We start from the raw sequence: 23,417 nt of genomic DNA on the forward strand, positions 1-23,417 counted from the left end.
ATATTCCTTGTGTTAAACGGCTTTAAGGTTTAGTGACAGACCCTGGCCGACGCCGACGCACATCGTCACCAATGCGTTGCTCGCCTGTCGGTCGCGTAATTCCAGCGCCGCCGACAGCACCAGGCGCGCACCGGACATCCCCAACGGATGACCGAGCGCGATGGCGCCGCCGTTCGGGTTAACCCGCGCGTCGTTGGCGTCGATACGCCAGTGTTTCAGCGCCGCTAGGACCTGTGAGGCGAACGCTTCGTTAATCTCGATGATGTCGAAGTCGTTCAAGGTGAACCCGCCGCGCTGCAGTAAGCGCTCGGTGGAGGCGATCGGCCCCAGCCCCATCAGAGCAGGTTCAACCCCGGCGGCCGTGCTGTCGCCGATCTCCGCCAGAGGTTGCCACCCCTGACGCTTCACGTAGCGCCCGGAAGCCAGCAGCAGCACGGCGGCGCCGTCGTTGATGCCGGAAGCGTTGCCTGCCGTGACTGTACCGCCGGCGGAGAACGCCGGTTTCAGCGTCTGCAACTGTTGCAGCGTGCTGAGCCGGGGAAACTCGTCCTGCGCGAATATGCGGGTCGTTTTACGATCCGCCGGCACGTCTACGGGCGTGATTTCCCGTGCCAGCCGGCCGCTGTCGATCGCCCGGCGAGCCTTTTGCTGCGAGGCCAGCGCGAACAGATCCTGTTCCTCGCGTGAGATATGCTGCCGTTGAGCCACGTTTTCTGCCGTGATGCCGAGCGGATCGCTGCCGTAGCGCTCCGCCAGCCGCGGATTAACAAAGCGCCATCCCAGCGTGGTGTCGTACAGCTTCACGCCTTTGTCGAACGGCGTTTCGCCCTTGCTCAGCACATAGGGCGCGCGGCTCATGCTTTCCACGCCGCCGGCCAGAATCAGTTCGCTAAGGCCGCTGCGGATTTTTGCCGCGGCGTAGATCACGGCATCCAACCCGGAGGCGCAAAGGCGGTTGAGGGTGATGGCCGGCACCGACGGATCCAGTCCGGCAAGCAGCGCCGCCATGCGGGCGACATTGCGGTTGTCCTCGCCGGCCTGGTTGGCGCAGCCCAGAACCACCTCGTCCAGGCTCGTTTCCGCCGCCGGATGGCGCTGCAGCAGACTGCGAATGATCGTTGCCGCCATGTCGTCGGGGCGGGTATGCGCCAGGCTGCCACCATAGGTGCCGATCGCCGTGCGCGTGCCGTCGATCAGATAAACGCCGTCATCTTGAATGCTCATCATTAATCCTTAAGGCGTGGTCGTCAGCGCCGGTTGCGCGGCGTGCAGAAGGGTGTAATGCGGCGCATAGCGCGCCGCGTGCAGCAACTGCGCCAGGTTGCTCAGCGTCGTCCTGACGTTTTTCTCCCCCAGGCTATCGAGCCAGCCGAAAATGCCGTCGGCGTAGTTAACGCCGGCGACGGCGGCGACATCGATGTCTTCCCGGCTGCAGACGCCGCTTTCCACCATGATCACCGACTCGTTGATTAGGCTGCTGAGGACGCGGGCGACGATCAAGGCCGGGGAATCCTTGATAAATTCAACCTGCGGGATTGCCGTGTGCAGCAGGCGTAAGAACAGCGCTTTATTGGCCCCAGAGGCGTGGCGGCTGTGCGCTGCCACCAGATACGCCGTGTCGGCGTAATTCAGGGCAACATCGACCACAAAAGCGTCGGCCGCCGTCTGCTCGGCCAGCTGGTTTGCCGTGCGGCCATCGGTGATGCTGATGGTGAAAGCGTCATTGATCCGGACGGCCGGCCCCAGGCCCGGTAATGCCTGCCGTTGTTCCACGCGCAGCCGTGGCCACTGAAGCGCGGCCCGCTGTTGTAACAGGGTAAAAAAAGGGTGTTCGCCGTAAACGTGTAGCGTCTCAATGTCTGCATCGGTGGCGGCCATCACCGGCGGGGCGTTTTCTTCGACGGCAAAATAGGAGCGGCCGTTCTTTTTTCCCAATAGACCGGCATCGACCAGCGAACGCTGCAGGTGGCCGGGGGTATAGCGCGCGTCGTATTGCATGTCCTGCCAGATTTGCCGACTGACCTGATAGTTGATGTCCTGGCCGATAAAATCGGTCAGTTCGAGTGGCCCCATACGAAAGTGCCCACCGGCCTTGAGGGCACGGTCGATCTGCGGCGCGCGCGCCACGTGTTCTTCCAATAGGCGGAACCCTTCCAGGTAGTAGGGGCGGGCCATGCGGTTGACGATAAACCCCGGCGTGGCCTGGCAGACGACGTCACGTTTCCCCAACGCGGCCACCAGCTGGCGGCAACGCTCCGTGGTGGCGTGTGCGGTACAGTAGGCCGGGATGATTTCAATCAGTTTCATCAGCGGCGCGGGGTTGAAAAAGTGCAAACCGATAAACCGCTCGCTGTGCGTCACCGCGGTTGCCAGCTTATTTAGCGACAGTGAGGAGGTATTGGTGGCGATCAGCGTGTCGGGCTTGACTGCAGCGGCGATGGTCGCCAGCACCTCAAGTTTGGTTTGCTCTTGCTCGGCGATGGTTTCTATCACCAGCTCGCTGTCGGCAATGGTCTCAAATACCGAGGTGAACACCAGATTGGCCAACACCGCGCCTTTATCCTGCAGCGCGATCTTGCCCTGTTCGACTTTCTTGTTCAGGTCTAGCTCGATATAGTCGCGAGCCTGACTGAGGGTATTGCCGTTGCGATTATAAAGCACCGTGCGAATGCCTTTTTGCGCGAAAAGATAAGCGATGCCTCTGCCCATCGTTCCCGCGCCGATAATCGCAGCCGACTGAATTGCCGCATTACTTTCTGCCATAGAAAATCCCCGTCACTGTATGCCATGCGAAATTCGCAAATGCTTATTATCTCTTTGGATTTACGGCGGCACTGGGTGCCTGTCTGGAAAGTAATTGGCGGTGTCCCGGCTGTCTAACGGTAGAAATGACAGGTTTACGTGCCGAGGAGATTATGCTATTCGCGCAGTTTTCCAATTCGGTGCAATAAAAGGCTTATTTTAAAGGGAATAGCTGTTTTCGTTATAGCGTTGGTATTTTTTATTATATGAAACGGCTACTGGCGCCGGGCGACGATATTCTATAGTGAGTCTGACCTATCGATAAATCGGCATCGCTATCTGGAGAACCTGCGTTATGGATACCCGCACTCAACGGCTCATGGCGGAGGTGATTGGCAGCCTGGCCGATCGCGAATGCTTTCTGACGCAGCTGGAACCCTGCGCCGAGGCGCTGGGGTTTGATTATTTCTCCTACATCGTGTTTTCCTGTTATCCGGCCAGCCGCCCCAAGATGCTGATCGAAGGGAATTTTTCAGCGAACTATCTCGAGGATTATCGGCGGCAGCGGGTGTATTTGCAGGATCCGGTTATTGAGCGCGCTCACCATTCCACGCTGCAGTTCCAGTGGGACGAAAGCTTTTATCACGAGCGGCCGACGCTTTGGCGGCATATGGCGCAATTCGGCCTGTGCGCAGGTTGGTCGCAGTCGGTTAAGGATTGCTATGGCCGGCTGGGGATCCTGACGTTTGCCGGTAAAGCACTACCCGAGCAAGCGCCGCAAGCGCGCGCAGTAAATGAAACTTTTTTTCTTTGGCTGGCGCAAACCGCCCATAAAACGCTGCGTGAAGCCTTGATCTCGGTGAACGACGACGCGATAAAAGATGTGCTGACGCTACGTGAAAAAGACATTTTACGCTGGTGCAGCGAAGGGAAAACGGCGGAAGAGATCGCGCTGTTGATGGGGGTGAGCGAGCGCACGGTCAATTTCCATATCGGCAACTCGATTAAAAAACTTTCTGTCGCTAATAAGACCGCCGCCACCGCCAAAGCGGTTTATTTGCAGCTGATTTAATCTCGAGTACTAAATAATTAATCGCCTATCCGTTATTGGTGTGATGTTTATATTTTGTTAAATTAAGAACTATCCTTATCAGTATTTACCCCCGATCACAAAAGCGTGATAAAGCGATTCACCGCGCCCGTGCGCGGCAGTATTCTGTAGGCACCCGGTTTACATAGAAAGGACGTGATATGTACAAGACTATTTTGGTGCCGATCGATATTGAAGAGGACCTGTTGACCGAACATGCGCTGAAGCATGTGGAATATTTGGCGAAGATGTCCGGCGCTAAAGTGCATTTCTTCCATGCGCTGCCGGATGCCTCGGCTTTTGTGACTGCCTATTCGTTCGGCCTCAAGGAATTTGAGAATCAGGCGGAAGTGAAGGCGGTCGAGAAGCTGAAGAAAATCATGTCGGAAATCGATCTGCCGTTGGATCGCCTCAATTACACCGTCAGCTTCGGCTCTGCGCGCGATCAGGCGCTGGAGCTGGCGGAAGAGATCGACGCCGATCTGATCATCATCGGTTCGCGCCGCCCGAGCGTGAAAACCTATCTGCTGGGGTCTAACGCTGCCGCTATCGTTCGCCATGCCAATATTTCGGTGATGGTCGTCAGATAATCCGTTTTAAGCCCACCGTTTTCGGGCGCGTTCTGCGTTTGCCGGTCGGCTGCAGAGCGTGCCTGGCGTTTTATTGCCATCTCAGCCTGAGCTGCTACGATTTTAGCTGACGTTTTTATGCCAACCGGGCCACCGGCCTTGCGCATATTCTTCATCTCAGCCAGAAGAGGGGCAGCCATGCCATTAGAAGTCGATGGGATCATCAGAGGCGATCGGGGCAGTGAACCGAGCCGTTGGCAACACGCGTCAACCAAACCGCTTATCACGCTGACCTGGCATCACACCATTCCCTGGAACTGTTTGCGTAATGTCTGGAATGGTCTGATCGCGGGGCAGCATTGGGACGCGCTGGACGAGTTTATGAACCTGATCGGTGTGCCAAACCGCGCCGAGGTGCTCAAACAGATCAAGAATAAAAACCTGCAGGATCGCGATGGATTACACACTTTGGTGACCTGGCAAGGATGGAATATCGTCGAGGGGCCGGGTAATGAATATCGTGCGCAGGGAGACGATCCCGGTGAAAATTTCGACGGTTGGTCGGGTAAGGGGATGAGCACTAACCAGCAGGCGACGCAGCAGCAGGTCAACGTGTTGTACCGGGTGATGGAGCCGTTGGGCCGCCGGGCGCTGGACGCCGCCAGACAGGCGCCGCCCATTACCGCTAAGGAAGCGGGCATTTTGCAACGGACGATTAAACAGACCCGCCCAACGTTGCGAGGAAAGGAACCGATCCGGTGGCAAGAAGACATGTGGCATCAGGTGCAGTCGGGTAAAGAGGCGAAACACTTCGCCCGCTGGGATACCAAACCTGTATGGCGCAAGCGTCTGCACAGCGACTTGGCTCAGGCAGGGTAAAACTCGCCTCGCGCCGAATTGCCGGCGCGAGGGAATCAATCCGGCGCTAATCGCACAGCGCCACGATTTCGTCGAACAGCGTTCTGGGGATCTCCACGCCGTCTTGTTCGCTCAGCCTCCGCTGCCGATAACGGCGTTCGCCGGGGATGCGTGCGCCTTGCGCCTGCATATCAGCAAACATCGCCTCTGCGCTGGCGAAATATTTCGCCTTATCCGCACCGAGAAAACGTTCAGGATCCAACGCGATGATCAGCTCACCGCCGTAAGGCGACGAACCGGTGCCGTCGTCGTAGGCCAGCGATTCCTTGCTGGTCATATCGCCGATCAGCGGCCCGGCCAACAATTCAACCATCGCCGCCAGCGCCGAGCCCTTATGTCCGCCGAAGGTCAGCATTGCGCCCTCCAACACGCTGGCGGCATCGGTGGACGGATTGCCTGCCTTATCAATGCCCCAGCCTTCAGGCAGCGGGGTGCCTGCGCGGCGATGCAATTCGATTTCGCCGCGTGCCGTCGCGCTGGTGGCCATGTCGAACAAAAACGGCGGCCGATCCGGGCGCGGCCAGCCGAAGGCAATGGGGTTGGTGCCGAACAGCGGGCGCGAACCGCCGGCCGGCGTCACCCAGGCGTGGCTGGGCGTGCAGGCCAAGGCCACCAACCCCTGCTCGGTCAGCGGTTCGATGTCGGCCCACAGCGCGGAGAAGTGCACGCAGCGGTTGATCGTCAACGCGGCGATACCGTTGGTGCGCACCTTATCGATAAAGGCCGGCAGAGCGGTGCGGTAGGCCAGCAGAGAAAACGCGCCGCCGGCATCGGCGCGCAAGATAGCCGGCGCCTGGTCGAACAGCCTGGGTATCGCATCGGCAGAAACCTTGCCTGCCTGCAGCGATCGCACGCAGCCCAAGAGCCGGTACAACCCGTGCGAAGCGCAGCCGTCGCGTTCACCCTGGGTGACATTTTGCGCTACCGCCTCGGCATGCGCCTGATTGAAACCGTTGCTGCGCAGTGCGCGCAACGCCAGTTGATAAGCCTGTTCCAGCGACAGAACGTGCATGGATGTCATCTTGATGTCCTCCCTGGGTTCATTCTTCTTCATCGCCGATAAAATTGGCCTGGGGTAAACAGGTATAGGCGCCCCAGTAGTAAACCGCCAGCGCAATCACCGCCATGGTAAGGGTGTCCCACGGGTGGGCAATGGCGCTGATCCCGCCGAAGCTGCTGAGGTAGGAGAGTGCGATCACCAGCGCATAGAAGACGATCAGCCACAGCGAGGACCAAATTTGCTGCCGGAGGCTAACGGCGTGGGTCGGCACCTGATTTTTGAACAGGATGTAGATGAAGAACATCAGGATCTGCAAACCGAGCAGCCAGGAGACGGTATCCCAGCCGGACCAGAAGACGATCAACGCCGAAATGATAAACGACAACGGGCCGAGCACGCAGAAAGCGCGCACCCGGAACGGACGCGGCATATCGGGTGCATTGCGCCGCAGCCCGGCGGCGGTGACCGGGGCGATGGCGTAGCTCAGCACCAGCGCGGCGGACACCACGCCGATCAGCTTTTCCCACGACGGGAACGGCAGCGTCCAGAATACCGAGAGAGCGAAGGTCAGCCACAGCGCCGGGCGGGGAATGCCGGACTCGCCATCTACCCGGGTGAACAGTTTGAAGAAGGTGCCGGCGCGCGCCCAACCGTAGATTACGCGAGGCGTGGCGTTCATATAGATATTGCCGGTGCCGCTCGGTGAAACGATCGCGTCGCTGACCACCAGAAATGCCAACCATCCCATGCCCAGCGTGATGGCGATATCGCGGAACGGCAGGGAGAACTGTTGGCTGATACCGGCCCAGCCGCCGCTCAGCATCTCGCTGGGGATACTGCCGAGAAACGCTATCTGCAGCAGCACATAGATGATGGTGGACAGCACCACCGACAGGATCAGCGCGATGGGAATGGTGCGCTGCGGCCTTTGCACCTCGCTGGCGACCGAAATGATCGGCGTCAGGCCTAGGTAGGCGAAGATGATGCCGCCGGCGGAAATGGCGGCCTCAACCCCGGCGGAACCGAAGGGAGCAAAGCCCTGGCTGTGCAGGTTTTCCGGTTTGAAAAAGCTGAACAACACCACGATCACCAGCAGCGGCACCAGAAATTTCAGCACGCTGATCAGGTTATTGGATTTGGCGAAGGTTTTGACGCTGTAGTAGTTGAGCGCGAAGAAAAAGCACAGCAGCGCCAGCTGCACCAGCCAGCCGATCGGCGTAGGGTCGCCGGAACCCGGCTGGCTGAGGAACGGGAACCAGGCGGCGGCGTATTGCCGGGCGGCGACGACTTCGATGGCGATCAGGCTGGAGAAGGCGATCAGCGTGATAAACCCCAGCAGATAACCCATCAGCTCGCCGTGCGAGAACACCGGATAGCGAATGATGCCGCCGGCGCGCGGCAGGGCGGCGCCCAGTTCGCAGTAGACGATGCCGAGCAGCAGCACCGCCAGGCCGCCGATCAGCCAGGAATAGATGCCGGCCGGGCCGGCGATGGAGGAGACATGGCTGGCGGCGAACAGCCAACCGGAGCCGAAGATGGCGCCCAGACCGATGAACGTCAGATCGGTGAGCGTAAGCTGCTTCTTGAATTTGCCTTGGGTTGTCATGGTATTACCCTTTTGTTATTGAGTGGCAGGCAGATGCGGCCGGGCTAATTTTTGGCAGGTGAAACCAGGGGATCTCGGGTGAATACGCCGTTCACCAGCCGCAGCAGGTTGAGCGGATTGGCGTCCTGCAGCGGTGGCGGCAACAGCGCCGCTGGCGTGTTTTGCAAACAGACCGGCCGCAGGAAACGTTCGATGGCCAACGTGCCTACCGAGGTGCCGCGTGCGTCGCTGGTCGCCGGATAGGGGCCGCCGTGCACCATGGCGTCGCACACTTCTACCCCGGTCGGATACCCGTTGAACAGCACCCGACCGGCTTTGCGTGCCAACAGCGTCGTCAGCCCGGCGGCCATATCGAGATCGCCGTCATCCGCCAGCAGCGTGGCGGTCAACTGACCTTGCAATGCCGCCAGCGCCGCGTACAGCTGTGCTTCGCTATCTACAGCGACCAGGATGCTGGCCGGGCCGAAGACCTCCTGTTGCAGCAGCGGATCGGCCTGCAGCAGCAGCGCCTCCTCCGCTTGATACAGCTGGGCCGTCGCCCGATGAGGGGGCGTTTCGCTGCGGCCCGCCAGACGGCGCATACCCGGGTGCGCATCGAGGACCGCCAGGCCGTGACGGTAGTGCTCCAGCGTGCCGGTATTCAGCATCGGTTGCGGCTCGGCGGCGTTGACCAAGGCGCTCATCGTTTCGGCCAGCCGATCGAAGGCGGCGCCACGCAGCGCGACGATCACGCCGGGCTTGGTGCAGAACTGACCGCAACCTAGCGTAAAGGAAGAGACCAGTTCCTGCGCGATGTGCTGCCCGCGCCGCGCCAGCGCCTGTGGCAGGATCACGACCGGATTGATGCTCGACATTTCGGCGAAGACCGGGATGGGTTGAGGGCGTTGCGTCGCCAGATCGAAGAGCGCTCGACCGCCTTGCAGTGAGCCGGTGAATCCCACGGCCTGAATCGCCGGATGTTGTACCAGGTCGGCTCCCACGCGGTTGCCGAAGATCATGTTGAAGACGCCGGCAGGCATCCCCGTGCGTTTCCGGGCGCGCTCGATCGCCTGAGCGGTCAGCTCGGCGGTGATCATATGGCCGCTGTGCGCCTTGAACACGACCGGGCATCCGGCGGCGAGCGCGGCGGCGGTATCGCCACCCGCGGTGGAGAACGCCAGCGGGAAGTTGCTGGCGCCGAATACCGCCACCGGGCCGAGCGCCGTGCGGTATTGACGTAGATCGGGGGGCGGCAGGGGGGAGCGCTGCGGCAGCGCGCAGTCGATGCGCACGCCCTCGACGTCGCCGCGCCGCAGCAGCGTAGCGAACAGCCGCATCTGGCCGCTGGTTCTGGCGCGTTCGCCGCTCAACCGCGCCGGCGGCAAGGCGGTTTCCTGCATGGCGAAGGCGAAGAAAGCCTCATCCAACGCGTCTAACTCCTTGGCAATGGCGTCGAGAAAGTTCGCGCGTTGTTCCGCGCTGAGCTGCGAATAGGGTGCAAAGGCCGCGGCGGCAGCTTCTGCGGCGGCGGCGGTTTCTGCCGCCGTGGCCTGGTGGAAGCGGTAGCCGGTCGGTTCACCGTCGTCGGCGCGCAGGCTGAGCAGCGTCGCTTCCCCTGCGGCGCAGCGCTGGCCGCCGATAAATTGTTGGCCGCTGATGGCGGCATAGCGATCGTTGGGCATCGGTTCCCCCCGGTAGAGAAAGCATGACGCCCGGCATGGCCGGGCGATGAAGGTGTTACAGGCCGACGTTCGGCAGCGCAGGGCGAGTGGCCAGCGCTTTCTCGATCACGGCGTTGATCTCGGTGAGCGTCTCGCCCTGCAGCGGCAGGCGCGGCGGACGAGTGACGGCGCTGCCGCGGCCGACCCGCTGTTCGCAGAGTTTGATGCACTGCACCAGATCGGGGCGGGCATCGAGGTGCAGCAGTGGCATAAACCAGCTGTACAGCGCCAAGGCTTCCTCATAGCGTTTTTCCTTCGCCAGCCGGAACAGCGTTTCTCCTTCGCGCGGGAAGGCATTGGACATGCCGGAGATCCAACCTTGCGCACCAACGGCGAGGCTTTCCAGCACCACATCGTCCAACCCGGCAAACAGCACGAAGCGATCGCCGACTTCGTTGCGCAGATCGATAAAGCGGCGGGTGTCGCCCGAAGAGTCTTTGAAGCACACGATATTTTCGCAGTCGACCAGCGAGGTCAGGATGTCGGGCGTGACGTCATTTTTGTAAATGGGAGGATTGTTGTAGACCATGATCGGCAGATCGGTCGCGCCGGCGACGCTGCGGAAGTGCGCGGCAGTTTCGTGCGGCTTGGCGGAGTAGACCAGCGCCGGCATCACCATAATCCCGTCGACGCCGGCCTTTTGCGCTTCACGCGCCATGTTCTGCGCGAAGGCGGTGGTGAACTCGGCGATGCCGGCGATCACCGGAACTTTACCGTCGGCGGCGTCTCTTGCCACTTCGATCACCGCCAGCTTCTCTTGCACCGTCATCGAGGTGTTTTCACCGACGGTGCCGCACACCACCAGGCCGGAGACGCCGTCGCGCACCAGGTTTTTAATCACAGTATGAGTGGCATCGAGGTCCAGAGAGAAATCGTTGCGGAACTGGGTCGTCACCGCCGGGAATACGCCGCTCCAGCTTATGGCTTTATGGCTCATCGTGTTTGTCCTGTCGTCCGAAAGTGTTAATGAAAAGTGAATCTTTGGTAAGGCTCACCGACAGATTGACCGGTATTGCGCGGAGAGGCTTGACGCTTTTCGCCGATTGCCGCGACGAAATTGGCACAATGGCGCCGAATAGCGGGCGTGAAAAAACCGGGCGCCGGTGCACCGTGAAAAGAGGGGGGGTAACCAGATAAATCAGCGCATTAAGCGGAAAGCGTCAGGCGGAAATCGCGCGGCGTAGAGCCGGTCATCGCTTTGAATTGACGGCTGAAGGCGCTGTGATCGGTGTAGCCGCACAGCAGCGCGATGTCGGTGATCGGCAGATCGCCGGCCAGCAGTTCCGTGGCCTTTTCTAACCGTACTTTGTGGATCATCTGGCGCGGGGTGAGGTGGAAGATACGTTTGCAGTAGCGTTCGATCTGCGCCACCGACAAGCCGGTCAGCGCCGTTAGCTCCTCAAGCGCGATCGGCCGTGCGTAGTGGCGGCGGATGTGCACGTCGATCGCCGCCAGCCGTTGGTAGGCCGGGTGATGGGCCCTGGCCTCCTGCAGATCGTGAGAAATACCCGCCATACCGATGATTTTTCCCTGCGCGTCGTACAGCGCCAGCTTTTGCGTCAGGCACCAGCCGGTTTCGCGGCCGTTGTACAGGTGCATTTCCAACTGATCCTGGATCAGCACGCCGTGGCGCAATACCCGCAGATCCTGCTCGGTGTAGCCGGATCCGAGCTGGGCGGGAAAAACGTCGGCGGAGGTCTTGCCCAGCAACGGCGTAACAGTTTTGAAACCGCAGCGCCTGGCCAGCGTCAGGTTGGCCAGCAGGTAGCGGGCCTGGGCGTCTTTGATAAAGAACACCACGTTAGGGATCGCGTTCAGCAGCGGCGCGATCAGCGCCAGCGTATTCAGCAGATCGCGCAGGTTGTTCGGGCGCTGCTGCGCCAGGCCGTCGCACAGGCGCGACAGATGTTCAACGGCGAAAACGTCCTCTTGCTCCGGCAGCCCCACGAGCGAAGGCGGAGAGAGAGAAACCGGAGGCTGATAGTCTGAAGTGAATCGCATAGCTGTCCCTTTTCGGTCGTTAGCCGGAAAAACAGGCGGCTCGGGTTGATGTCTTCGCATCAATATTAACTTTTCTTTAACGAATCAAGCGCTATTTCCGGCCGCCTGCCAAATATGCGGATTGCCGCATACTTTTGCCGCGCGGTGCGTGGCGGTTGCTTGAAAACTGCGGCGCTTCTCGCCACGGGGAGGTTTAGCATGAAATTAAGGCTATGATAAATAAGTTATTGTTATGGTTTTCGTTAAGGGCGCGCCCGTGACGCGTCAGGCCTGACTTTTGTCACTGTGCTGATTTCTTCATTTGCCGCGCCGAAACGCATCAAGCCGTAATGGCCACATTCGTTCAGGCTAACGCCATTGGTAACATCTCATTAACCCAGGAGACGCCGATGGCACTTTCTGCGCATATCACCGCTTTGCGGGCGATCGATTCTCATACCGGCGGAGAGCCGACCCGCCTGATCGTGGAAGGCTTTCCCGATCTTGGCGAGGGTAGCATGGCGGAACGGCGGGCGCGTTTCGCGCAACATTATGACGATTGGCGCTGTGCGGTGATGCTCGAGCCGCGCGGTAACGACGTGTTGGTGGGGGCGTTGCTGTGCCGCCCCTGTTCGCCACAGGCCACCGCCGGCGTGATCTTCTTTAACAACAGCGGCTACCTGGGCATGTGCGGGCACGGCACCATCGGGCTGATCGCTTCGCTGGCGCACCTGGGGCGCATCCACGCCGGGCGTCACCTGATAGAGACCCCGGTCGGCCCGGTAAACGCCACGCTGCACGAGGACGGCAGCGTCACGGTGGAGAACGTGGCGGCTTATCGTTACCGCCGCCAGGTGCGGCTTGAGGTGGCGGGTTACGGGCCGGTGACGGGTGACATCGCCTGGGGCGGCAACTGGTTCTTCCTGATCGGCGAGTCGCCGTTGCCCATCGATAAACAAAATCTGGAGGCGTTGACCGCGTTCACCTGGGCGGTGCGGCAGACGTTGGAGCAGGCGGGTATCTGCGGTGAAGACGGCGGAGCGATAGACCATATCGAACTGTTCGGTGACGATCCGCAGGCCGACAGCCGCAGCTTCGTGCTGTGCCCCGGAAAAGCCTACGATCGCTCCCCGTGCGGCACCGGCACCAGTGCCAAACTGGCGTGTCTGGCGGCGGACGGCAAGCTGCCGCCGGACACGCAGTGGCAGCAGGCCAGCGTGATCGGCAGCGAATTTCAGGCCTACTATCGCCGGAATGGCGATCGCATTACCCCCTTTATTCGCGGGCAAGCCTATGTGTGCGCCGATAGCCAACTGCTGCTCGACGAACGCGATCCCTTTGTCTGGGGAATACGCTGATGGGCGTCGGGCGGAAAGCCGATGTCATCGTGATCGGCGCCGGCATCATCGGTGCCGCCTGCGCCTGGTGGCTGGCGCGGGAAGGGTATCGCGTCTCGGTGGTGGACGATCGCCGCGCCGGCGCTACGGCCGCCGGCATGGGGCATCTGGTGTGCATGGACGACAACCCGGCCGAGCTGGCGTTGAGCGCTTATTCGCTGCGGTTATGGCGTGAAGTGACGGGGCGCATGCCGCAAGCGTGTGCCTGGCGCGGCTGCGGAACGCTATGGCTGGCGGATAAAGCGGATGAAATGGCCATCGCCGAGCAAAAGCGGGCGCGGCTAGCGGAGCAGGGCGTAGCCGCTGAATTGCTGACGGCGGAGCAGATCGCCGCCATGGAGCCGATGCTGCGGCACGGCCTGGCCGGTGGGCTGCGGGTGCCGGGCGACGGCATTCTGTATGCGCCGCTCGCGGCTCGCTGGCTGTTGGCCGACGGTGGCGCGGCGATCGACGTGGTGCATGGCGAAGCAGCCGCGCTGGAAGAGGGGGCTGTGCGGCTGGCGGACGGCAGGCGCCTGGCTGCGCCGACGGTGGTCCTGGCCTGCGGCCTTAGGGCCAATAGCCTATTGCCGCAGACTTTGCTGCACGCCAAGAAGGGCCATCTGGCGATCACCGATCGCTATCCGCCGCGGGTGCGGCATCAGTTGGTGGAGTTGGGATACGGTGCCAGCGCGCATGCCAGCGGCGGCACATCGGTGGCATTCAATGTGCAGGCACGGCCCACCGGGCAATGGCTGATCGGTTCTTCCCGCCAGTTCGATGCCGTCGATTCGGCGTTGGACATGCCAGTGCTGGCGGCGATGCTCACGCGTGCGCAGCATTTCTTGCCCGCGCTGGCGCAGATGAACATCATTCGCTGCTGGACCGGGCTGCGCGCCGCCTCTGTCGACGGGCTGCCGCTGCTGGGCGTGCATCCGCGGCATTCCTGGCTGTGGCTGGCGTTGGGGCACGAGGGATTGGGCGTCACGACTGCCCTCGGCAGCGCCGCGCTGATTACTGCTCAGATCGGCCGGCAAACGCCGGAGATTGACGATACCCCGTATTTGGCGGCACGGGCGTTTGCTGCCGAGGAGCTGCCGGTATGAATGAAGGACAAAACACGCTTACGTTGAGCATCGATGGCGATCCCTGCCGGGTGCCGGTTGGCATTAGCGTTGCTGCGGCACTCAGCCTGTGTGGCGACGATCGTTGTCGGTTGTCTATTTCTCACCAACCGCGCCCCCCCTTTTGCGGCATGGGCGTTTGCCAGGAGTGCCGGGTGACCATTAATGGTCTGCGTCGTCTGGCGTGCCAGACGCTGTGCCAAGCCGGTATGCGCATTGAGAGGAGCGATGATGAGTAACTTCGACTGTGAGGTGCTGATCGTCGGTGCCGGGCCGGCCGGCATGGCGGCGGCGCTGGCCGCAGCGGAAAGTGGTGGCCAGGTGCGAATGATTGATGATAATCCGCATCCCGGCGGGCAAATCTGGCGCGATGGGCCGCAGGTGGCTTTGCCTGAAACGGCGAACCGCTATCGGCAGGCGGTGGCGACGATGGAAAATATTGCGCTGCAGTCCGGCTGCAAGCTGGTGGCGCAGTGTGGCGCTAACCGATTGGCCTATGAAGATGCCGAAGGCTGCGGCGTGATTCGCTATCAGAAGCTGATTTTATGCAATGGCGCGCGTGAACTGTTGTTGCCGTTTCCCGGCTGGACGCTGCCGGGGGTGACCGGCGCCGGTGGTCTACAGGCGCAAATCAAGCAGGGGCTGGCGATCCGCGGTGAGCGAGTGGCGATCGCCGGCAGTGGTCCGCTGTTGCTGGCGGTGGCGAACAGCGTGAAACAGGCCGGCGGCGAGGTAGTGCTGGTGGCGGAACAGGCGCCGCTTTGGCGGTTGGCGGCGTTCGCCGGCGGGCTGTGGCGCTGGCCGGCCAAACTGCGTCAGGCGTTTTCCCTGATGCCGCGTCGTTACCTTGCCGGCAGCCGGGTACTGGCGGCGTTGGGGCAGGAACGTTTAACCTCGGTGCACGTCAATAACGGCGGGCGGGAGAGAACGATCGCCTGCGACAGGTTGGCCTGCGGTTTTGGCCTGGTGGCGAATATTGAGTTGGCGATGCTGCTGGGGTGTCGGATAGAACACGACGCCGTAGCGGTGGATCATTGGCAGCAAACCAGCCTGGCGCATATTTTTGCTGCCGGGGAGTGTACCGGCATCGGCGGCAGTGAATTGGCACTCACTGAAGGCGCTATCGCCGGTTATGCTGCCACTGGGCAGCGGGAAAAGGCAGAGCGCCTGGCGGCGCAGCGGCGGCAGTGGCGACGTTTCGCCACGGCGGTGGCAAGCACCTTTGCACTTGATGATCGCTTGAATTCGCTGGCCAAACCGCAAACGATACTGTGTCGCTGCGAAGACGTCATGCTGGAACAAATTAGCCATCAGCCAGATTGGAACACGGCCAAGTTGAGCAGCCGTTGTGGCATGGGGGCTTGCCAGGGCAAAGTCTGTGCGACGGCGGCGAGGCAGCTTTTGGGCTGGCCTTTACCGCCACCGCGTGTGCCTTTAACGCCGGTCAGAGCGGAAACGCTGGTTGCTCTGGGAGGGCATTGCAGCGACGATGCCAATTGATGGCGCATCGCTGCGGTGACGTTTCAGTCCAATCCTACGTCGCTGCATCACCATTGCGGCCAATAGTAGGTTTTCTCACGCCAGCCTTTGCCGTACATACAGGCTTCGATGGTGGCGTCTCGGGCGGACTGATTGCGATCGGTCTGCACTGTTTTAATCGACGGTTCCTTGTCATAGCGGTATCCCGATGGGCAGTCTTTCTTGTTCTTCTCGCAAGGAATGTATTTGTTTTCGTAGCTGAACTCCACGTCCCGCACCACGTCCGGGGGGAAGCGATCATAGCCGCGGCTACGGCATTCGGCATATTCGGCATTCCGGGTACTCTCAACCGCGCCGGGCCTTTCCCATTGTGTGCAGGCGGTCAACATCAATAACGGCAAAACAATCAAACAACGGCAATTCTTCATGGTGTCCCTAATTCTTTCTCTATCCTGGGGCTCGCCGCCTAGGAATGTTCCTAACTGGCGAGGTGAGAAAGTGTAATAAACTGACGGAACAATTGGAAATGATAATGGTTATTGTTTAGGTATGATTGAGGTAGCGCCGCGTCGAGAGAGGATGTGGCGAATTGAGGGAGGCCGGCAGGGATCGCGATCTCACGACGAGAGGGCGACGTGACGCTGGTTTTATCCATTCTCTTTTTTGCCGCAATATACCGATCGCCATTGCATCATTTTGAGAAGGGAAACAATATGCAGGCTAAGTATTTTCTTATCCTATTTTAATGTCATTTTTATTTAGGATATTTACCCATACCTAAGATTTAATTCCCGGTATTAATACCTTATTTTTTTATTTCTGTTTTTTTATTGTGGTTTTATTTTCAGATTTCATCCATGAAAGGATTTTTAGTTACAGGGAATTCATTTGCATTTTAAATTTGGATTTTTTAAATTCAGCTCAGATGAAGGATAACCGTTAGCGACAGAGTCAAAAAGGAGTTTATTTTGTCTGGGATAAAGAAAACGCCTGAAAGTCATGACGGTTTACCTTCATCATCAGAGGATTATGATACGTTTAAGCACCTCTCTGATGTTGGCACCGTGTTGGGATATGGGCGAACTCGCTTTTATCAGTGGTGCCGCGGGCGTGGATTTCTAACCCCGATGAATGTGCCTTCACATGAAATGATCAGCCTGGGATATATGGTGGCGGTGTTATCAGAGACCGGCCATACCCGGGTTTACGTCACGCCGGATGGTTTCAGTTACGTCAGCGGTGCGTTTGCGGCAGATATCCAACGTGGCATGGTCAAGTTTTAAATTTGCAAGAATCTCCTTTATTTCAAGAGCTTTAATGCAGAATCTTCCTATTCCTGCGGGTTGGTGGGGGCGTGGGAAGTTGTCCGATTTTTTCGCCTCTGCGACATGAATGCTACTGGAGGCAGCTATTCTCTTGTTACGATAAGCATTATTTTCTTCAGGAGCCAAGGATGAAGCATTACGCCGCGTTGTTATTTGCCTCTGCGCTGTTAACGGGATGTGCGACTCAAGCCATACCGCCGCAACAGGCTCAGTTACCGCCCCCGAGCCGTCTGATGCTCTATCAGAATATCCCGGATACGCCTTACGCCACGGTGGTGGTGGTTCGCGACAGCGGAATGCTGGCAGGCAGCTGCCGCACCGGCGTCTATGTGAATGGGGAGTTTGCCGCTTCGCTGGAGGCGAAAGAAAAAGCAGAGTTTCGCGTGCCGCCAGGCAATATCTCGGTCAGTATCGGGCAAGATATGATCGAGAATCACCTGTGCATTTGGCGTGATACCGGAGGCAGTATACCGATGACGCTGCGCGCCGGTGAAAGCCGTTATCTGCGCATCGCCGGTGACCGGCAGCGCGGTTTCGTTTTGCAGGCGGGGCGACCGTAACCCCGGCCGGGCAAGGGCGTTAACGTCCTTGCCACCATCCCCATAGGGTAATTAATAGCCACGCCGCCGCAATCCAGCACAGCACCGCCGCCCCCAGGGCCAACGACAGCCGCAGGCTGTTAATCAGGAAATACAGAGAAATCAAATACACCAGATAGGGCAGCACTGCCCACATGCCGAAAATCAGCGTCGTTTTCAGCGCCGCAATGGAACGCTCGTTGCCGACAATGTAGTGCGCAATCAGGGCGAAAGTGGGGAAAAGCGGAACTAAACCGGCGATATAATAGTTGCGCGTTTTGGCCAGCAGGCCGATCAGAACCACAACCAGTGCGCCGATCAGCGCTTTGACAAGGATGCCCATAATGGTCTCGGGTGTGGGGGAAAGCCAACACACTGCCCGAAAGCACGTGCAAGATCAATGGGGTGTGGTGTAACGCGGGGAAAAGCAGACCCGCATGAAGCGCGGGTCTGAGACGCAACGCTTACTGACGGTAAGCGTGCTTGATTTGCTGAATGCTGTTCTTGAAGATTTCCGCTTGGGTGGGATCTTCAATCTGGGCGATAAAACGTTCCATGTTGATGATAACTTTCCCGGCGTCGGCCTGGCCGATCGACTTCAGGATCAGCGTCAGCGTGGCTTTGAGGCAGGCAACCTCGGTCGCCAAGATCTCCGGGTTTGCAGACGTAGTGAAATCAACGTTGCTCATTTTCTCTCCTGATTTTTTGAGGCCGTAGCCTGATACAAGCTGCTTTGGCGCACCGCGCGCGGGCTAAACGTTGCCCCATGCGCGGCGGCGAATTTAACTGGGCGCGGAGTATAGCATAGCATGCGTCCATCATCTGCACCGGGCTTGCTCCACTCACGCCGGTGGGCAGCGCCCGTTCACCGCCAGCCTGAATCATCCATTATCGGTAAGTTATTTCGGGGCGGTTAACAAGTATTTGTCCGGCACGTTATTGTTGAACCATTGGGGTTATTATAATTATTTGAGGCGGCTGGCACCGATTTTGCCGATGTTCGCCGGGAATAATAGTTCTGCACGCCGGGTGTTCGGCCGACGATGGCGGTGGTTTTTGCTACGTCTTTAAATATCAAATGATTACAAACGGCCAACCGCCGTGCTAATATTATTCATGTCGTGATTGCTTACACAGATTTCCCCCTCGCTGCATGATTATCGCGCTATCCTGTGTCTGACGCGGCGCAACGAAATTATTTTCGTCGCCCGATCTTTTCCGACGTGACGATTTATTGGCGGCATAGATGGCTAAAATTGAAAAATCAGCTCTGCTCCGCAAAGTTATTCGGAAGTATGTATTAATCTGTGTTCATTCTTGTCTGAAAAACAAGTAATATCTCTGGCGAAAACAGAGGCTGATTGCGTTACTCCCTTTTTTTGGAGATTTTTCCTTGATTAGCGTTCTTCTTGTTGATGACCACGAACTGGTGCGCGCAGGGATACGACGCATTCTTGAAGATATCAAAGGTATAAAAGTTGTCGGTGAGGCCCAATGCGGTGAAGACGCCGTAAAATGGTGCCGTGGCAACGCTGTCGATATCGTGCTGATGGACATGAATATGCCGGGCATTGGCGGGCTGGAAGCCACGCGCAAGATTGTGCGTTATGCACCCGACGTCAAAGTCATCATGTTGACTATCCATACTGAAAACCCGCTGCCCGCGAAGGTGATGCAGGCGGGGGCCGCCGGTTACCTGAGCAAGGGCGCCGCGCCGCAGGAAGTGATTAACGCCTTGCGCTCCGTGCATGCGGGGCAGCGCTATATCGCGTCTGATATCGCCCAGCAGATGGCCCTGAGTCAGCTGGAGCCCCAGGCCGAAACGCCGTTCAGCTGCCTGTCTGAACGCGAGTTGCAGATCATGCTGATGATCACCAAAGGCAAAAAAGTGAATGAGATCTCGGAGCAGTTGAGTCTCAGCCCGAAAACGGTGAACAGTTACCGTTACCGCATGTTCAGCAAACTGAATATCAGCGGCGACGTCGAACTGACTCACCTGGCCATCCGACATGGATTGTTCAATGCGGAGACGTTGTTAAGCAGTGAATGACCGTTTTGATGCCAAAGCCTTCCTGAGTACCGTCACCAGCCAGCCCGGCGTCTACCGTATGTACGACGCCACGGGCTCGGTGGTCTACGTCGGTAAAGCCAAAGACCTGAAAAAACGTCTCGCCAGCTATTTTCGGCAGCAGGTCAGCAGCCGTAAAACCGAGACGCTGGTTAAAAATATCGCGCAAATAGACGTAACGGTTACCCACACCGAAACGGAAGCGCTGTTGTTGGAACATAACTACATTAAATTGTACCAACCGCGATATAATGTTCTTTTGCGCGACGATAAATCTTATCCGCTGATTTTTCTCAGCGCGGATACCCATCCCCGTTTGGCGGTGCACCGCGGCGCCAAACACGCCAAGGGCGAATATTTCGGGCCTTTTCCCAACTCTTACGCCGTGCGTGAAACGCTGGCGCTGCTGCAGAAGCTGTTCCCGATCCGCCAGTGCGAAAACAGCGTGTATCGTAATCGCTCGCGCCCGTGCCTGCAGTATCAGATCGGCCGCTGCCTGGGCCCTTGTGTCGCCGGCCTGGTGAGTGAAGAAGAGTACCGGCAGCAGGTGGACTACGTGCGGCTGTTCCTTTCGGGCAAAGATCAGCAGGTGTTGCATCAGCTGATTGCGCGCATGGAAGCAGCCAGCAAACTGCTCAATTTCGAAGAGGCGGCGCGCATTCGCGATCAAATTCAGGCCGTGCGCCGCGTTACCGAACGGCAGTTCGTGTCGGGCGACAGCGACGATCTGGACGTGATCGGCGTGGCGTTCGACGCCGGTATGGCGTGCCTGCATGTGTTGTTCATCCGTCAGGGCAAGGTGCTGGGGAGCCGCAGCTATTTCCCTAAAGTGCCGGGCGGCACGGATATGAGCGAAGTGGTGCAGACCTTTGTCGGCCAGTTCTACCTGCAAGGCAGCCAGGCGCGTACGTTGCCCGGCGAGATCCTGTTGGATTTCAGCCTGCCGGAAAAAGACCTGCTTGCGGAGTCGCTCTCCGAGCTGGCGGGACGCAAGATTCAAATTCAAAGCAAACCGCGCGGTGACCGCGCCCGTTATCTGAAGCTGGCGCGTACCAACGCGGCAACGGCGTTGACCACCAAGCTTTCGCAACAGTCGACGATCCATCAGCGGCTGGCGGAGCTGGCCAAGGTGCTGAACCTGACGGAAATCAACCGTATGGAGTGCTTCGATATCAGCCACACCATGGGCGAACAAACCGTGGCTTCGTGCGTGGTGTTCGACGGTAACGGCCCGGTGCGCGCGGAGTATCGGCGCTACAATATCAGCGGCATCACCCCCGGCGATGACTACGCGGCGATGACGCAGGTGCTGAAGCGCCGTTATGGTAAGGCGCTGGAAGAGAAAAAGATCCCGGATGTCATCTTCATCGACGGCGGCAAAGGGCAGCTCGGCATGGCGATCGACGTGTTCAAATCGCTGAACGTTACCTGGGACAAGAACAAGCCGCTGCTGATTGGCATCGCCAAAGGCGCCGATCGCAAGGCCGGGTTAGAAACGCTGTTCTTCGTGCCGGAAGGTGAGGGGATTTCGCTGCCGCCGGATTCGCCGGCGCTGCATGTGATCCAACACATCCGCGATGATTCGCACAATCATGCGATTACCGGCCACCGGCAGAGAAGGGCGAAAGTCAGAAATACCAGCGCACTGGAGCTGATTGAAGGCGTAGGGCCGAAACGGCGCCAGGTGCTGTTGAAGTATATGGGCGGACTGCAACCTTTGTTGAACGCCAGCGTGGAGGAAATTGCAAAAGTGCCGGGTATTTCACAAGCATTGGCAGAAAAGATCTACAATGCATTGAAACACTGAGGGCAATGTAGCAACATACTCTTAATTTCCACTCTAGCCAGATAGTTACCGTAGCATTATGCAATTGAATATACCGACTTGGCTTACCCTGTTTCGCGTAGTTCTGATCCCATTCTTTGTGCTGGCGTTTTATCTGCCGTTCAGCTGGGCTCCGATGGTTTGCGCCGTTATCTTTGTGTTTGCCGCCGTCACCGACTGGTTTGACGGCTTCCTGGCACGCCGCTGGAAACAAACGACGCGCTTCGGGGCGTTTTTGGATCCGGTTGCGGACAAAGTGATGGTGGCGGTGGCGCTGGTGCTGGTGGCGGAGCACTACCACAGTTGGTGGATCACGCTGCCGGCGGCCACTATGATCGCCCGTGAAATCATCATTTCGTCGCTGCGAGAGTGGATGGCGGAAATTGGCAAACGCAGCAGCGTGGCGGTGTCCTGGATCGGCAAAGTGAAAACCATGGCGCAGATGATGTCGCTGGTGGGCTTGCTGTGGCGGCCGGACCGCTCCGTAGAGTATGTGGCGATCGGTTTGCTGTATATCGCGGCGGTGCTGACTTTCTGGTCGATGTTCCAATATTTGAATGCCGCGCGCAACGATCTGCTGGAACCGTGATCGATGCGCTGCAAAAATCGGCAAACGATCGTGATGAGCCAACAATTTTATTGACTCATCACGTCAGGTAAGTAGAATGCATCGCATCAGACGACAACGATGAATTGCCGAAAGATAGCAAAGAAATCAGTCAGTTCTGGTAATGCGGGAATAGCTCAGTTGGTAGAGCGCAACCTTGCCAAGGTTGAGGTCACGAGTTCGAGCCTCGTTTCCCGCTCCAAACATTAGCTTGTTGAATCCCCGTGATTCGGCAGGTAAGCGAAAGGGGCCTCGGCCCCTTTTTCGTTTTCTATTCCCTCTCGCTTTCTGTACCTCACCCCTCTTTAATCAGCGGCTATGTTTCTGGCCGTCGATTCGATATACCGAAGCAACAGAATCGCGCTTTCTTCTTACATGATGTACTTTTTCTCTCCTGACAAATAGTCTGGATATCTAAGCGACCGATCAGGCATTGTCACCACCCGGCGATGATGAACAAGCGACTGCAGGAAGGGATATTTCCGTAAGTCTGATAACAAGGAGGTGGCTGTGGGTATGCACCGCATTTTGTGGATCGTCATGGTAACGATAGGGTGGTCTTGGTCAGCGGAATCGACAGCCGGCGACACCGTCGCGTTCACCGTTGAAACTTACGCGCTGCATTATCCGTATGCGAGCCCGACAGATAATCAAGCCGCGCTGGCCGCGATGATTCAGGGCTCGGGAGTGACCGGGCATTATTGGAAGCAGAGCAGGCGCTTAAAGCTTACGCGCTGCATGACCGGCGTGACGTGTTACCCCTCACCGCATTTTGCGGATGACATAATAGACCATACGGTGACCGTGCGGCCGCAAATTATACCTGGCCCGTCGGAACAGCAGCCGACGCGCCTTACTTTCAATCTCCCTGTCAGCCACCGTGGTGCGTTGCTGGATGGGGTCACTTTGGTGCTGCCTCTGAAACCTGTGTGGCGCCAGCCCAGTGTGCAACAGGCGTTGCAGCGCGCAGAGGTTGCCTTACCTGAGTATGCAAAAAACCGGCATGCTTTGAGCATGGGGGCTTCGGTGTCTGTCAATCTCGCGCTGCCGAAAACGCCGGGGGAATTTGGGCCCACGCTGAACTATTGTGCGGAGATCCCGAACCCGTTGAGCTGGAGCCACTCCGGGGTGCTTTCGATGAGGGTCCTCGTTCAGCAGGCGTCACGCACAAATAGGCCATGGCCGTTTATCGAAAACCCCTGGACTTCGGCCAATCATGGAACGGGGGAGAGCTGCGCAACCTGGCGGCCTGAGGTGGAGAATAGCTACCTGTGGCATAACGAGTAACAAGGCGCCGTTGGACGCTCGTTTTCTTTCTGTGGCCAAAGCCGTTCCGATGAGGCAGAAACGCGATCGCGGTCTCCCGCAAGCGCTCGCCTGCTGGATGCCGCCGTTGAACGATGCAAGAATGAGCGGCAGAATTTTGGCTA

Annotated in this window: 23 protein-coding genes and 1 tRNA gene; 14 read left to right on the forward strand and 10 right to left on the reverse strand. The window is 58.7% G+C overall.

Features of this window, described 5'->3' with window-relative positions; all coding sequences use genetic code 11:
- Positions 1-12 precede the first annotated feature (12 nt).
- The gene (locus WCL58_RS16825) at positions 13-1,224 is read right to left on the reverse strand and encodes an acetyl-CoA C-acyltransferase (protein ID WP_336851408.1); all 1,212 of its coding nucleotides are present in this window, start codon (positions 1,222-1,224) and stop codon (positions 13-15) included.
- Positions 1,225-1,233: 9 nt separating this feature from the next.
- Complete coding sequence (locus WCL58_RS16830; protein ID WP_084826459.1) at positions 1,234-2,763, reverse strand: 3-hydroxyacyl-CoA dehydrogenase NAD-binding domain-containing protein; 1,530 nt, start codon at positions 2,761-2,763, stop codon at positions 1,234-1,236.
- A 334-nt stretch (positions 2,764-3,097) separates the two neighbouring features.
- On the opposite strand from WCL58_RS16830, the gene WCL58_RS16835 reads away from it, so the two are divergent.
- The 3 genes from WCL58_RS16835 to WCL58_RS16845 all read left to right on the forward strand — a co-directional run bounded on the left by WCL58_RS16835 (position 3,098) and on the right by WCL58_RS16845 (position 5,280).
- Positions 3,098-3,814 carry an autoinducer binding domain-containing protein gene (locus WCL58_RS16835; RefSeq protein ID WP_060440239.1) on the forward strand — a complete coding sequence of 239 codons (717 nt, stop codon included), beginning with the start codon at positions 3,098-3,100 and terminating at the stop codon, positions 3,812-3,814.
- A 179-nt stretch (positions 3,815-3,993) separates the two neighbouring features.
- Positions 3,994-4,422, forward strand: coding sequence for a universal stress protein (locus WCL58_RS16840; RefSeq protein WP_033642623.1), 429 nt, complete (start codon positions 3,994-3,996; stop codon positions 4,420-4,422).
- Between the two features lie 177 nt (positions 4,423-4,599).
- Complete coding sequence (locus WCL58_RS16845) at positions 4,600-5,280, forward strand: hypothetical protein (protein ID WP_141958761.1); 681 nt, start codon at positions 4,600-4,602, stop codon at positions 5,278-5,280.
- A gap of 46 nt (positions 5,281-5,326) precedes the next feature.
- Here the strand turns inward: WCL58_RS16845 and WCL58_RS16850 are convergent, their stop codons facing one another.
- The 5 genes from WCL58_RS16850 to WCL58_RS16870 all read right to left on the reverse strand — a co-directional run bounded on the left by WCL58_RS16850 (position 5,327) and on the right by WCL58_RS16870 (position 11,626).
- Positions 5,327-6,340, reverse strand: a complete 1,014-nt coding sequence (locus WCL58_RS16850; protein WP_060440238.1) for an Ldh family oxidoreductase — start codon at positions 6,338-6,340, stop codon at positions 5,327-5,329.
- Between the two features lie 19 nt (positions 6,341-6,359).
- Positions 6,360-7,925: an APC family permease gene (locus WCL58_RS16855; RefSeq protein WP_060440237.1), complete on the reverse strand. Its 1,566-nt coding sequence runs from the start codon at positions 7,923-7,925 to the stop codon at positions 6,360-6,362.
- 44 nt (positions 7,926-7,969) lie between these two features.
- Positions 7,970-9,586 carry an aldehyde dehydrogenase (NADP(+)) gene (locus WCL58_RS16860; protein ID WP_141958763.1) on the reverse strand — a complete coding sequence of 539 codons (1,617 nt, stop codon included), beginning with the start codon at positions 9,584-9,586 and terminating at the stop codon, positions 7,970-7,972.
- 55 nt (positions 9,587-9,641) lie between these two features.
- Entirely contained in the window at positions 9,642-10,562 is a 921-nt protein-coding gene (locus tag WCL58_RS16865) for a dihydrodipicolinate synthase family protein (protein ID WP_060440235.1), read from the reverse strand.
- Between the two features lie 209 nt (positions 10,563-10,771).
- Entirely contained in the window at positions 10,772-11,626 is an 855-nt protein-coding gene (locus WCL58_RS16870) for an AraC family transcriptional regulator (protein ID WP_060419604.1), read from the reverse strand.
- Positions 11,627-12,015: 389 nt separating this feature from the next.
- Here WCL58_RS16870 and WCL58_RS16875 point away from each other — a divergent pair, with 389 nt between their 5' ends.
- The 4 genes from WCL58_RS16875 to WCL58_RS16890 are packed head-to-tail and all read left to right on the forward strand — an operon-like array spanning position 12,016 to position 15,605.
- On the forward strand, positions 12,016-12,963 hold the full coding sequence (locus tag WCL58_RS16875; RefSeq protein WP_141958765.1) for a 4-hydroxyproline epimerase: 948 nt from the start codon (positions 12,016-12,018) through the stop codon (positions 12,961-12,963).
- Positions 12,963-14,087, forward strand: coding sequence for an NAD(P)/FAD-dependent oxidoreductase (locus tag WCL58_RS16880; RefSeq protein ID WP_060440233.1), 1,125 nt, complete (start codon positions 12,963-12,965; stop codon positions 14,085-14,087). Before WCL58_RS16875 ends, WCL58_RS16880 begins: the two co-directional genes overlap by 1 nt.
- The gene (locus tag WCL58_RS16885; RefSeq protein ID WP_084826452.1) at positions 14,084-14,344 is read left to right on the forward strand and encodes a (2Fe-2S)-binding protein; all 261 of its coding nucleotides are present in this window, start codon (positions 14,084-14,086) and stop codon (positions 14,342-14,344) included. The genes WCL58_RS16880 and WCL58_RS16885 overlap by 4 nt, the downstream gene beginning before the upstream one ends.
- A complete protein-coding gene (locus tag WCL58_RS16890) occupies positions 14,337-15,605 on the forward strand; it encodes an NAD(P)/FAD-dependent oxidoreductase (protein ID WP_141958766.1) in 1,269 nt (422 codons plus the stop codon). Before WCL58_RS16885 ends, WCL58_RS16890 begins: the two co-directional genes overlap by 8 nt.
- 47 nt (positions 15,606-15,652) lie before the next feature.
- On the opposite strand, the gene WCL58_RS16895 is transcribed toward WCL58_RS16890, so the two are convergent.
- Entirely contained in the window at positions 15,653-16,012 is a 360-nt protein-coding gene (locus WCL58_RS16895; protein WP_004927961.1) for a hypothetical protein, read from the reverse strand.
- A gap of 540 nt (positions 16,013-16,552) precedes the next feature.
- Here WCL58_RS16895 and WCL58_RS16900 point away from each other — a divergent pair.
- A complete protein-coding gene (locus WCL58_RS16900) occupies positions 16,553-16,867 on the forward strand; it encodes a hypothetical protein (protein ID WP_060419594.1) in 315 nt (104 codons plus the stop codon).
- Between the two features lie 170 nt (positions 16,868-17,037).
- Positions 17,038-17,469: a hypothetical protein gene (locus tag WCL58_RS16905; RefSeq protein ID WP_038875373.1), complete on the forward strand. Its 432-nt coding sequence runs from the start codon at positions 17,038-17,040 to the stop codon at positions 17,467-17,469.
- 19 nt (positions 17,470-17,488) lie between these two features.
- Here the strand turns inward: WCL58_RS16905 and WCL58_RS16910 are convergent, their stop codons facing one another.
- Positions 17,489-17,830: a GlpM family protein gene (locus WCL58_RS16910; protein WP_038875376.1), complete on the reverse strand. Its 342-nt coding sequence runs from the start codon at positions 17,828-17,830 to the stop codon at positions 17,489-17,491.
- Positions 17,831-17,951: 121 nt separating this feature from the next.
- Entirely contained in the window at positions 17,952-18,176 is a 225-nt protein-coding gene (locus WCL58_RS16915) for a DUF2594 family protein (RefSeq protein ID WP_004927950.1), read from the reverse strand.
- A 704-nt stretch (positions 18,177-18,880) separates the two neighbouring features.
- On the opposite strand from WCL58_RS16915, the gene uvrY reads away from it, so the two are divergent.
- From uvrY to WCL58_RS16940, 5 genes are all read left to right on the forward strand, one after another.
- Entirely contained in the window at positions 18,881-19,537 is a 657-nt protein-coding gene (gene uvrY / locus WCL58_RS16920) for a UvrY/SirA/GacA family response regulator transcription factor (protein WP_004927947.1), read from the forward strand.
- Positions 19,530-21,362 carry an excinuclease ABC subunit UvrC gene (uvrC, locus tag WCL58_RS16925; RefSeq protein WP_336851409.1) on the forward strand — a complete coding sequence of 611 codons (1,833 nt, stop codon included), beginning with the start codon at positions 19,530-19,532 and terminating at the stop codon, positions 21,360-21,362. The genes uvrY and uvrC overlap by 8 nt, the downstream gene beginning before the upstream one ends.
- 58 nt (positions 21,363-21,420) lie before the next feature.
- The gene (pgsA, locus tag WCL58_RS16930) at positions 21,421-21,969 is read left to right on the forward strand and encodes a CDP-diacylglycerol--glycerol-3-phosphate 3-phosphatidyltransferase (RefSeq protein ID WP_033642639.1); all 549 of its coding nucleotides are present in this window, start codon (positions 21,421-21,423) and stop codon (positions 21,967-21,969) included.
- 144 nt (positions 21,970-22,113) lie between these two features.
- A tRNA-Gly gene (locus WCL58_RS16935) sits at positions 22,114-22,189 on the forward strand.
- 314 nt (positions 22,190-22,503) lie between these two features.
- Positions 22,504-23,274, forward strand: a complete 771-nt coding sequence (locus tag WCL58_RS16940; RefSeq protein WP_060419592.1) for a hypothetical protein — start codon at positions 22,504-22,506, stop codon at positions 23,272-23,274.
- The last annotated feature ends 143 nt before the right edge of the window (positions 23,275-23,417 follow it).

Origin of the sequence: Serratia sp. TMDUHS_CL (assembly GCF_037137105.1) — a bacterium.
GTDB classification, from domain to species: Bacteria; Pseudomonadota; Gammaproteobacteria; order Enterobacterales; family Enterobacteriaceae; genus Serratia; species Serratia nevei.